Annotated in this window: 10 protein-coding genes; 9 read left to right on the forward strand and 1 reads right to left on the reverse strand. The window is 50.6% G+C overall.

Features of this window, described 5'->3' with window-relative positions:
* The first annotated feature begins 59 nt into the window (after positions 1-59).
* From GGC63_RS10240 to GGC63_RS10280, 9 genes are all read left to right on the forward strand, one after another.
* A complete protein-coding gene (locus GGC63_RS10240) occupies positions 60-1,016 on the forward strand; it encodes an ABC transporter permease (RefSeq protein ID WP_079912805.1) in 957 nt (318 codons plus the stop codon).
* Between the two features lie 13 nt (positions 1,017-1,029).
* Complete coding sequence (locus GGC63_RS10245) at positions 1,030-1,908, forward strand: carbohydrate ABC transporter permease (protein ID WP_192702197.1); 879 nt, start codon at positions 1,030-1,032, stop codon at positions 1,906-1,908.
* A 44-nt stretch (positions 1,909-1,952) separates the two neighbouring features.
* Positions 1,953-3,593, forward strand: a complete 1,641-nt coding sequence (locus GGC63_RS10250) for an extracellular solute-binding protein (protein WP_225948083.1) — start codon at positions 1,953-1,955, stop codon at positions 3,591-3,593.
* Between the two features lie 101 nt (positions 3,594-3,694).
* Positions 3,695-4,810 (forward strand): glycoside hydrolase family 105 protein, encoded by a 1,116-nt coding sequence (locus GGC63_RS10255; RefSeq protein ID WP_192702198.1) that lies wholly within the window; start codon positions 3,695-3,697, stop codon positions 4,808-4,810.
* A gap of 212 nt (positions 4,811-5,022) precedes the next feature.
* Positions 5,023-6,753 carry a sensor histidine kinase gene (locus GGC63_RS10260; protein WP_225948084.1) on the forward strand — a complete coding sequence of 577 codons (1,731 nt, stop codon included), beginning with the start codon at positions 5,023-5,025 and terminating at the stop codon, positions 6,751-6,753.
* Positions 6,750-8,285 (forward strand): response regulator transcription factor, encoded by a 1,536-nt coding sequence (locus tag GGC63_RS10265; protein ID WP_192702199.1) that lies wholly within the window; start codon positions 6,750-6,752, stop codon positions 8,283-8,285. The genes GGC63_RS10260 and GGC63_RS10265 overlap by 4 nt, the downstream gene beginning before the upstream one ends.
* A 283-nt stretch (positions 8,286-8,568) precedes the next feature.
* Positions 8,569-9,519: a DUF1861 family protein gene (locus tag GGC63_RS10270; RefSeq protein WP_192702200.1), complete on the forward strand. Its 951-nt coding sequence runs from the start codon at positions 8,569-8,571 to the stop codon at positions 9,517-9,519.
* 114 nt (positions 9,520-9,633) lie between these two features.
* Positions 9,634-9,792, forward strand: coding sequence for a hypothetical protein (locus GGC63_RS10275; protein WP_192702201.1), 159 nt, complete (start codon positions 9,634-9,636; stop codon positions 9,790-9,792).
* 100 nt (positions 9,793-9,892) lie between these two features.
* Positions 9,893-11,203 carry an ABC transporter substrate-binding protein gene (locus GGC63_RS10280; protein ID WP_179136160.1) on the forward strand — a complete coding sequence of 437 codons (1,311 nt, stop codon included), beginning with the start codon at positions 9,893-9,895 and terminating at the stop codon, positions 11,201-11,203.
* Between the two features lie 325 nt (positions 11,204-11,528).
* Here GGC63_RS10280 and GGC63_RS10285 read toward each other — a convergent pair whose 3' ends face one another.
* Positions 11,529-12,152 carry an SGNH/GDSL hydrolase family protein gene (locus tag GGC63_RS10285; protein ID WP_192702202.1) on the reverse strand — a complete coding sequence of 208 codons (624 nt, stop codon included), beginning with the start codon at positions 12,150-12,152 and terminating at the stop codon, positions 11,529-11,531.
* Positions 12,153-12,167 lie beyond the last annotated feature (15 nt).

Genomic DNA, 12,167 nt, shown 5'->3' on the forward strand with positions numbered 1-12,167 from the left:
GCGGTACATTATAAGCATCACATCCAACAAAAACTTTCATCAGGAAAGAAGGGGAAGCCATGAAAACGACGCCTGCCGCCGTAGGAACAGATAGAGTACCGGCAGCCAAAGAGGCTTTTTACCAGACAAAGCGGTTTCGGCAGAATATTCCGCTATTTGTCATGCTTATACCGGGAGTGCTTTATTATCTGATATTCCGCTACTTGCCTATGGGCGGTCTTGTGATAGCTTTCAAGAACTACAACTTTCACGATGGCATATGGTCAAGTCCGTGGGTGGGATGGAAATATTTCGAGATTTTGTTCCAGTCCAACGTCACGCTGCAAATTATCTGGAATACCCTCACCCTAAGCGTTCTGAACCTGGTCTTCGGGTTCCCTGCGCCGATTCTTATCGCCATTGCCTTGAATGAGGTTCGGAAGAGCTGGCTGAAGCGCTGGATTCAGACCATTATTTATCTGCCACATTTTTTGTCCTGGGTTATCGTTGCGGGCATTATCCTGACCCTGTTCTCCATCGACGGCGGCACCATCAACAAGCTGCTGGGCCAATGGGGGATGGAGCCGGTGCCATTCCTGTACCGCACAAACTCATGGATCGCCATCTTTGTCGGCTCCGGCATGTGGAAGGAGATGGGCTTCAGCGCTATTATCTATCTCGCCGCTATCTCCGGCATTGACCCCAGCCTCTACGAATCCGCGGGGATGGACGGTGCAGGCAAGCTTAGGCAGATTTGGCATATCACCCTGCCGGGTATCCGTCCTACGATTATCCTGCTGCTGATTCTTGGCATGGGCCGTTTGATGGAAGTAGGGTTTGACCAGGTTTACAATTTGCAGAATCCCACTGTCCTGCAGAAAGCGGAGGTCATCAGCACCTACGTGTACAAAGTGGGGCTGCAGCAGGCCCAATTCGGCCTGACCACAGCCATGGGCTTGTTTGAATCCTTCGTCGGCCTGGTACTTGTGCTATCGGCCAACGCCTTGGCCCGTAAATTCGATCAGGGATTATTCTAAAGAAGGGAGGGAAATGCTCTTGAGAGAATCCACAGGCGGAAAAATTTTTGTCATCCTTATTCACGTGGTATTGATCATTACTTCGCTCACCTGCATCCTGCCTTTCCTGCATCTGATTGCGCTGTCCGTAAGCTCCGGGCACGCGGTTGACCTGGGCCAGGTCTGGTTCTGGCCGGTGGGGCTTGATTTCACCGTTTACCAATACTTTTTTGAGAATACGCCAGCCTTGCGCGCCTTTACCAACAGCGTGATCATTACCTTATGTGGAACGGCCTTGAGCATGCTGGCCACGGTGCTGACGGCTTATCCCTTATCCCGCCGTTACCTGTATGCCCGCAAGCCGATCACAACGGCTGCATTGTTCACCATGCTTTTCAGCGGAGGCATGATCCCTACCTATCTGGTCATGAACAGCCTGCATTTGACCAACACTTACTGGTCCCTCTGGCTTGGCGGGCTGATCAGCACCTATAACATGCTGATTATGAAAAGCTATTTTGAGAGCATCCCGGGTGAAGTGGCGGAATCCGCCCAGATGGATGGCTGCGGCGAGGTCCAACTGCTCATGCGCATCATACTGCCCTTGTCTCTTCCCATGCTGGCTACGCTGACGTTATTCTACGGAGTGGGCTACTGGAACATGTTCATGAGTGTTATTCTTTACATCAATAAGACGAATTTGCAGAATCTTACTGTTATCGTCCAGGGGATGCTGCAAATTCAGGGGAACTTTAATATGTCGGCCATGGATATGATGCAGCAGCAGGAGATGGTATCCGAAAAGCTGAAAGCGGTTGGGGTTATGGTTATGGTTGTGCCCATGCTGGTGGTATATCCGTTCCTGCAGAAATATTTTGTCAAGGGCATTATGCTTGGCTCAATCAAGGGTTAGCGGCAACAATGAAATAAATCATAGAAGGATGAGGGGGATTCCACATGTTTGGACAAACATTCGCACCAAAAATGAAGATCACGTTAGCGCTGGGACTGTCGGCGGTTATGGCGGCAGGGGCAGCTGGTTGCAGCCAAAAGGAAGAAGGGGCAGGAGGGCAAGCTGAAGGAAAAGCCACAATTACCGTTTCCAATTATGACAGAGGCAATATTCCTGCAGCGGAGGGAACGGTTGAGGACAACCGTTGGACCAAGTGGATCAATGAGCATTCTCCCGTTACGGCCAAGTATGTGCCGGTGGCCCGGGCAGAGGCAGTCAAGAAGCTGAATGTGTTGTTCGCATCGGGCAGTGCGCCGGATATTGTCAATGATTATGATACGGGATTCAGGAATTCCCTGTACCAGCAGAAGCAATTGATGCCTCTGGATGATTACTTGCAATATGCCCCTGAATACCAGAAGCTGCTGGAGAAGTACCCCCAGCTTCGCAAAATAGGCACCAAGCCGGACGGAAAGCTTTACGAAATCGGCAAAATTAATGAGCCCCACCTGCAGAGTGTAGCCTTTATCCGGATGGATTGGCTGAAAAAGCTGAAGCTAGAGGTTCCGAAGACCACCGACGAATTGCTTGTCGTTCTAAAAGCATTCGTTGAGCAGGACCCTGACGGCAACGGGAAGAAGGATACTTATGGAACCAATATGAGCTACACCTCGGACGGCATGGTGGATTCCATGTTCGGCTCGTACGGCTGGAAAATCTCCAATGATGACAAAATTGTAAGGACTTGGGATAATTCGCTGGAGTCTCTTAAGTTCAAGAAAAGATTATTTGAAGAAGGGCTTATCGATAAGGATTACCTGGCGGACAAGAATGGAGCCAAAGCCAAGCAGGATTTTCTGAACGGAAAAATAGGCGTTTACCTTCCTCCTGCTATCACCAACTGGTTTGAGAATACGGTAACGGACGTTAAAACGCTCCGCAAGGTTGTTCCGGGGGCGGAGATTGCGCCGATGGCGGAGCCAAAGTCTCCAATGGGACAATTCGTTCATCATGTGGTCAATCCGGTTCAAATGACCACGGTGATCAATGCCGCGGCCAAGGATCCCAAGGCAGCTATGGAATATATTAACTTCATCATCAAGCCGGAGAACGCCCTTATTTTGAAGAAAGGAATAGAGGGAGAGCATTGGAAGAAAGGCGAGGACGGTTTTCCAAAGGTCATTGATCCTGCGAAGAATGCCAAGGAACTGGATTGGGCCATGGACTACTCCATGTTCTACTCAATCCCAGAGAATCCGCTTCTGATTTCCACCACTGCGTTCGACGTGAATGATCCTGACCAGAAGGCTGGTCTGGACATGCTGAAGAAAGCCGACGAGTTTCTGCTTAATCCCGAGGCCCAGTATCCCGCGCTGAGTCACTATGAGCATATGCCTACCCTGCCGAGCGATTTGGTAGTGATCAATACCAATATCGACAAGGAAATGAAGGACATCTTTACCAAAGGCATTATTGGCGGGGCCCAATATACCCCTGAGCAGGCCATTGCAGATGCCAAAGCTGCCTGGGAGAGAGGCGGCGGCAAACAGATCGAGGAATTTATGAATACCTGGTATAAAGAAAATAAGGACAGAGCCTTCCTCGGCAAGGATATCCTGGAGTTGGTCCGCTCCCAACACAAGTAAGGGCTGAAGGGCCTGGAATAGGATAAATGCGGACCTGGTCCGGCAAAGGCCGGGCCAAGTTTGCTTTCGGAACAATTTATATGAGAAGGAGTATATGAATCATGACAAATGAAATGCTGCTTCAAAAAATCGGACTGGTAGTGGACAAACTTATGAATCTGGGCGGCAGCGACTATGAAAAGGATAAAACTGCGGTCCAGGCCGATACAAGAAAAGGGATTGTCCAACGGGATTTCGGAATTGAGGAATGGGACTGGCCCCAGGGCGTCGGTCTTTATGGTCTGTACAAGCTGCAGAAGTATTACAGCGATACTCGCTATATGGAGTTTTTTCAGAACTGGTATTCCCGCAATATGGAGGTCGGCCTGCCGTCAAAAAACATTAATACGACCGCCCCTTATCTGGCTCTGGTTTTGCTCCTGGATCAGCTTGAGCCTTCCAAGCAGCTGGAACAGCTATGCCGGGATCATGCGGACTGGCTCGTTCATGAGCTGCCCAAAACCAAAGAAGGCGGCTTCCAGCATACAGTCACTGCCATTGGTAACCGGGATGGAATCCACTTGCACAATGAGCAGCTATGGATTGATACGCTCTTTATGGCGGTTCTGTTTCTGAACCAGGCCGGGCGCAAGTTCAATCGGCCGGAGTGGGAGCAAGAAGCAGTACACCAGATTTTGCTCCATATCAAGTACTTGTTCGACAAACATACCGGACTGTTCTTCCACGGCTGGAGCTTCGAGCGCAATGATAATTTCGGCAGTATCTTCTGGTGCCGCGGCAATTCCTGGTTCACCTACGGCCTCGTCGATTACCTGGAAACTTGCCAGGATACGATGAACCCGGGTGTCCGTCAATTTCTGGTTGATACGTATAAGGCCCAGGTCAACGCTCTGGTTCCTCTCCAGGCCGCTTCAGGCCTATGGCACACCGTCCTGCAAGACCCAACCAGCTATGAAGAGGTATCCGGATCGGCCGCAATTGCCGCGGGTATCCTAAAAGGCATAAAAACCGGTATTCTGGATTCCTCCTATCAGGCTGTTGCAGACAAGGCCATCCAGGCGGTTTGTCAAAATATCAGCGGTGACGGAACCGTGATGAATGTGTCGGCCGGAACCGGTATGGGAATGGACAAAGACCATTATAAAAACATTACCATTATGCCAATGGCATACGGACAGTCCCTTGCTCTAATTGCCTTGTATGAAGCTTTAAAATAATACAGGTCAACCGGATCGGAACGTGAAGCGTTTCCTTCCTACGTAGACAGGTAAAATGTAAACGTTGTTTGCTTGGAAGGAACCGTTTTATAATACAATATGAAATTCAAAGGGGGGAGGGGAGCCGACTGCGTCCGACAAGCTGGCCGGGTTATATAGCAGGAAAAATAAAGGGCAGCTTCAAGATCAAACTGATCGTGCTGCTCTCGTGTATGGTAACACTTGCCTTTGCCTTGGCAGGCTGGATGGTCTACCGGTCAAATATCCAGTTAATGGAAGATGAAATCAGCAAGCAGTTCTCCATCGCCAACGAACAGGCTTTGGCCAGACTGGAGATGTCCTTCCAGGAAATCAACCGCGTATCCCAATCCATTATCCTGAACCCGTCCATCGAACTGTTTCTCAAGGAGAACATCGTTCCCGTAAGCGATTCCTACACCCAATTCAAGAACCGCAAGTATGTAGAAGAGCAGTTGAATATGCTGCTGGTGGATGCGCCGTCCATCCGTTCCATTTTCCTGTACAATGAGAACGGGGAAATGACGGCTCTCTCCAAAATCGGTGCGTCAGGAGAGCCGGGAACGGATGACTTGACCAGGATGATGGAAAAGCTTAAGCCCCATCGGGGGAATATGGTCTGGGGCCGGGCCGAGGCGGCCAGTACCATTGATCCGGACGGCCGGAGAACGGTTCTGGTTGCAGCCAGACGGATGCTCAATGAGAAGCTGATCCCGTACGGCACCATGGTGATGGTGATGGAGGAAAGCCTGGTATCCAAAGTGCTGCGGGATCTTACGGAGAACGGCAGCGGCAAGGTGCTGCTGCTGGAGCCTATGGGCGGTGTGCTCTACTCCAATACTGATCAGAGTGAGATGGAGCAACTATTGCAACTGACAAAGGCAAATTATCCTCGTTATGTCAAAATGAATGGCATCACCTATCTGTTTGTCCGCCACGAGCTGATTCCGGCAGGTTTTACCCTATATGGAGGGGCTTCCTTACAGGAGATACAGAGGAAAAATAAAGATATCATCCAAGTATTGGCATTTGCCGGAATCGGCGTGATCCTGCTCAGTGCGTTACTTATTACGATTTCCACCCGGACGCTCCTCACTCCTCTTGCCCATCTGATGCAGGGACTGCGTACGCTGCGTTCCGGCGATTTCACGGTCCGTGTCAAAGTGGATTCCGGCGATGAGCTGGGCTTCATCGGAGACAGCTTCAACAGCATGGCGGAGCAAGTGAGCGAACTGATTAATAAGGTATATCTGGCCCAGATCAGCCAGAGGGAATCGGAGCTGAAGGCCATCCAGGCACAGCTAAACCCTCATTATCTGCACAACCTGTTCAATGAGCTGTATTGGAAGCTGTACAGCAACGATCAGGAGGAGACGGCGCTTCTGATCAACGCCATCTCGGAGATGTTGAAGTATTCCCTCAAATCTGTCCAGACGGATACGACTCTTGGCGAAGAGCTGCACCAGATCCGCAATTACATCAAGATCCAGACAGAGCTGTTCACTGGCGAGATTGAAACCATTATCCAAGCTGAGGAGTCCCTGCTGAGTCTGCGGATGATGCGATCCCTCTTGCTGCCGGTGGTGGAAAATGTTTTTGTACACGCTTTCCGTGATATGGAGAAAGACCGGGTGCTGCGGATTAAAGCGTTCCTGTTAAATGAGGCACTGCATATCGTAGTGGCTGACAACGGATGCGGTATGGATAAAGAAACCTTGAGAGCCTTGACAGAGGCGGAGGCTGTGCTGCCGGACGGCGATAAGACAGGAATCGGCTACAAAAGTGTGCTGAGGCGCATTCAACTGGTATACGGACCCGCATATGGGGTGGAAATTACCAGTAGTGAAGGGAAAGGAACGGTTGTTCACATGACGCTTCCTATTAAATCCGGGACACTGGGGAGTCATGAGGAGGGAAACGGGTGAAGGGCAAGTTGTTTATTGCAGAGGATCAGCCTAACTTCCGCAAGGGGCTGCTGAAACTGGTGGGGAAGCGGTCCGCCGAGTGGGTGGTGACTGGGGAAGCGGCCAATGGCCGGGACGCCTTGTCAATGATGGAGAAATGTGTCCCGGATCTCTTGCTGACCGATATCCGGATGCCCCATATTGATGGTCTGCAGCTGGCAGAAGAAATCAGAAGCCGCGGCTGGCTGACGAAGATTGTGATTGTAACCGGATTCAAGGATTTTTCGTATGCCCAGTCCGCCGTCAAGTTCGGCGTGGTGGACTTTATTACGAAGCCTTGTGTGGAAACGGATATATTAAGCGTACTTGATCGGATTTATGTGCAGCTGATTGAAGAAAGCCAGTCTCAGTTCTTGGTGGAGGGCTGGAAGCGCCAGCATGAAGACAGCGAGCTGCGCTCGGCTATTATGGGCATGCCCTGCAACGGTGAAGAGGTGGAGGCTCTGCTGAAGCGGATGAAGCAATGTGAGCTGCATTTTCTCCGTATTCCCACCTATTTTCCTCCAGAGAAGCATTATTCCGCCGAGGATGTGCCGCTTTTGCAATTTGCTTTCGCCAATATTGCCGGGGAGCACTTGAATAAATGGTTTCCCGGCGGCTTTCGCCTGTTTCCCATGAATGCATCGGAGTGGGCTTTATTGGTGGACCGGAGTGCTTCCCGGCCGGATACATTCCCCTCATGGCCGCAGATACTCACCGACTCGGTCCATCATTATCTGAGGCTGGCTCTTGAATACAGCGGACAAGGGCTATGCGCCAGTACGGAGGAATTGCGTCAGGGCTACAGACGGTATTGCCGGGAAGGGGACAGGGACCACGGTTCTGCCAATGAATCACTGCTCAACCAGACGGCGCTTTACGAGAAGGAGAAGGAAATTGTAACCTGGCTTATGTCGGAGGATAACAGCCGGCTGAGTCGTGAGCTGCAGGAGCAAGTCGTCCGGATCAGCCATTTGCCCCCGCAAACCGCCAAGATTGAAGCGCTGCTGCTGGCTGCTGCCATTCTTCGGCTAGTGCAGGTCCAGTTTCCCGAATGGCAAATGGCTGTGCGCCCCATAGAGTGGGATACTGTCTACAAATGTGTGACGCCGGATGATATTGCGGTATGGCTGCAGGGATACATCCATGAATTCCTGCGGTCACACAATAACTGGCTTGCCAGCAAGAATGATAATCCGGTCAAGCAGGCTATCCGGTTTATTGAAGAGTCATACATGGGGGTATGCGGCTTGGCCGAGGTGGCGGCCCATGTCCATCTCAACCCCAGCTACTTCAGTAATCTGTTTAAAAAGGAAACCGGGGAAAGTGTAACCGGCTATATCCAGAACCTGCGCGTACAGAAAGCGAAGCTTCTGCTGAAAAGTACAGATATGAAAATATTCGAAATTTCCGAAGCCACCGGCTTCAACGACTCCAATTATTTCACGCATATCTTCAATAAAATAGCGGGAGTCTCGCCCAAAGAATACCGCAAGCAGATGGCCGGCCAGTGACTCTTCCAGGAAAAAAGTTCATTTTACACCGTGCCCAAACCTCGCCATAGAAGAGGACTGGATGGACCGGCTTTTGGAAAGCGCATCATCGATTTGTTTGATCGGAAGCCGGTTCTTTTTTTACGTGAATGACAATACGACAAGGCTTTCCTGGCATAGCTGGAAAAAATGGGTAATATGGTATGGATAAGGTAGTTACGGATACCTGGAGCAATTCATCGAAGAATATCAGGCTTCTAAAATAAATAAGCGAGTCGAAATCAAAAGGAAGGTGTGAAGAAATTTGACCCTGCAGACGCAAAGAATTGAATTTGAGGCGGCAAAAAAGATCTATGAGAGCCAGACACTGGTATTTCATGGTGTAGACGGTTTTGATGTCTACAATATTTCGATTCCGTTCATACGGGACGGGAAGCGCTATTTGTTCGGACGGGTAGAACGCCGTGAAGAGTGGGCCCGCTCTTGGGTCCGCCTGTTCGAGGAGACGGGGCAGGATGAATGGACCGTGGTGAAGGATAGCATGATCTATACTCTGGAGGACCCTTTCATCAGTGAGATCGGCGATGAGCTAGTAATGGGAGGGACTCATGTGCAATATCAGAGTGGAAGATACAGTACGTTTTTTGGTTATTTCTTCCGGGGTACCGACCTCCACAATTTGTACTACTTCACTACCGGACCTAACAGAATGAAAGATATTCGCCTTGTTCCGTTGTCGGATGGCAAGATCGGTGTCTTCTCGCGTCCACGTGGCGCGGAGACTAGAGGCAAATATGGGAGCGAAGCAATGATCGGCTTCACGGTCATTGATAGACTGGAAGAGTTAACTGCAGACGTCATTGAGAACGCACCGTACATTTACGGCATCTTCGGGGAAGGTGAATGGGGAGGCGTTAATCAGGCTTATCTACTTGATAGCGGCAAAATCGGCATCATCGGCCACATTTGCTACAAGGATATGGATGAGAATGGAGGGGAAGTGAAGGTGTACCTGAACATGGCCTTCGTCTTCGATCCAACCACCCGAGAGTCCTCGGATCTTCGTTTGATCGGAAGTCGCTCCTGCTACCCGCCGGGACCTGCCAAGGCACCACATTTAGTCGATTGCGTCTTTACTTCGGGAATTGTTATGCGTCCGGACGGCAAGTCCGATCTTTACAGCGGCATTGGCGATTGTCAGGCGGGGCGTATTACGATCGACTATCCGTTCGAAGGACATGGGCGTATTGTTTAGAGGAGGAAGATGGGGTGAATGCGAATCCCGCAGGATGATGCATGACGACCTGAAGATCACTTAAGGATCGGGATCTCCCCTGTGGCTGGCGGTTAGTCGCCCAAGATTGGGAGGGTGGCTAGCATCCTGTGGGATTCCGTAGGTATAAGCACATTCGGGTTCTCATCAGCGGCATTGTTTATTATTCTGCACAACGGCAACGGGCGGAACTCCTGCCTGCAAGACGACATCCTATACCATCACGGATCGACCGTGGCGGTGACTCCGGCATAATACTGAACTATTTTCGATTTGCCCGTACATATGGCATATTGTAATCGTTCGCCGAGACGTGTGAAACTTCGCTCCAACATTGATGAATGGGGGAAAAGACATGGGAATGAAACGAATGGCCGCACTGTCACTATTATTGTTTGCAACCGCTTGCAGCGGCGGAAATGACGGTAAAACGGCCGGTGAGCAGCCCGCTGGTGAGAAGAATGCTCCGCCTCAGGTTTCGACCGAGCCCGTCACGATCAAATTTGGTATTAGTATGGGATGGCTTGGACCTGGGGAGTTCCAGAAGTACTTTGAGGAGCCAATGAAAAAGCGCTATCCGCACATTACAATCGAACCCATTGACTTGTCAAAGCCGGAGAACGGTTTTGATAAGCTGATGGCTGCCGGCAACATACCGGATTTGGTGATGACCGCCTCCCCGATCATTTACCGGTTTGTAGGAACCGGAATGGAAGAAAATATGGAACCGCTGATCAAAAAATTCAATTTCGACCTTTCGCGGTTGGACCCGATCGCCGTTGAATCGGTAAAATCGGCAAGCCGGCAAAATAACTTAATCGGGCTTCCATGGACGATGCACTTCAGCGGTCTCTATTATAACAAAGATATATTTGACAAATTCGGTGTTCCATATCCGAAGGACGGCATGACTTGGGAGGAAGTCAGAGAGTTGGCCCAAAAAGTGACGCGCATCGACGGCGGCGTGCAGTATCGGGGCTTGGAGCCGGATAAATCGACCCGCATGGCTTCCGTGCTATCGTATGGCTTTGTCGATCCGGTAACAGAGAAGCCGACTGTGAACAATGATAACTGGAAAAAAATATTCGAATTACTGAAAAGCATCTATGATATTCCCGGAAATAATACACCTCGTTTGGCTGGCGCCGGTACGGATCAGTTTATGAAAGAACGAACGCTCGCTATGTTCACTTCCGTTAACATGCTTCCGAATTTGAAGGATGCGCAGGATTTGAATTGGGATTTGGCTCAGTACCCGTCATTCAAAGAACGCCCCAACACCGGCATGCAGGTGGATGAGTGGATTCTTCACGTCACGGCGCAGAGCAAATATAAAGATCAAGCGTTTCAAGTCATTTCCACGATTCTATCTGATGAGGTGCAGACGGAAGTAGCCCGCAATGCACGGCTGCCGGTATTGAAGTCAAGCAGCATAGAGCAGGAGTTCGGCAAAAACCTGCCTTATTTGCAAGGCAAGAATGTGAAAGCTGCCTTTAAAAGCAGCCCTGCAAAAGCACTTCCGGTAAGCAAATACGATTCATTCGCGGAAGGTTATATGTCCAATGCCATCATTCCTGTCGTCAAAGGGGAGAAGGATATTAACACAGCACTGAGGGAGGCGGAAGAACAAATATCAAAGAATATTGAAGCGAACCGGCAAAAATAAAAGCTGGAAATGGGAGTGAGGAACTCATCTATGAGTGAGAGGTATTACAAAGAGCCTCAGATCCAATGAAATAAGTAAAGTGCAGACTGCCGCGCGATGCTTGGTTTACCTCCTGCGAACATAGAGATATTTCCTATGTTCACAGGAGATTCATAGACCCGTTGAACCTACTTACTATGATGATACACAAACTTTTTTGACACCATCCTAACACGAGCGGCCTCAAGCAAATAGAGCATCCGTGGTGCTAAATCGTCTCCTGCGTGTCCGCTGAGCCGAATATCGCCCTGTGGATGCTCTAAATCGTGCCGCCGCATGAAGCGGCCTACAAGCCTGCCAAAAACGGAATCGCCAATTCGGCGATTCGCCGGTGGCCCGCCTCGTTCGGATGCAGTCCGTCCGAAGTAAAGTACGGCAGCGTCAGCCGGTTCAGCCCGCTCAATTCATACAAATTCAGCACGGGCAGCGCATACTGCCGCCCAATCGCCACCACCGCATCCGCGTAATCGACAAGCTGATGCCCAGCCGCATTCACATAAAAAATATCATACCCGTCCTTATCCCGCTGCAACGGCGTCCATAAGCTCAACCGGCAGCGCGGATTTTTCATCAATATATCCTCGATCAGTGTTGTATAAGCCCCATAGAACGTATACACATCTGCCTTACCAAGCTCGCCCAGCGGCTTATCGAGCCGAAAATCGTTCACGCCCGCAAAGATCGTCACGCAATCGAGATCCGCAGCGATCGTCCGTCCGACATGCGTCGTCGCACCGTAATCGCGGTCTCCTCCGGCGGTCATCGGACACCCGCCCACCGCGTAGTTGAATACCTCCGTGAACCCCAGCGCCGACTGGACGTGCGGCTGATAGCCGCCTGCCGCTGTAATACTGTCGCCCAGCGTCCCCCACGTGGCACCAAGCCACTTGCTTTGCAATGGACTCTCCATCACACGCTACCACCC

The organism is Paenibacillus sp. OAS669 (assembly GCF_014873645.1).
GTDB classification, from domain to species: Bacteria; Bacillota; Bacilli; order Paenibacillales; family NBRC-103111; genus Paenibacillus_S; species Paenibacillus_S vulneris.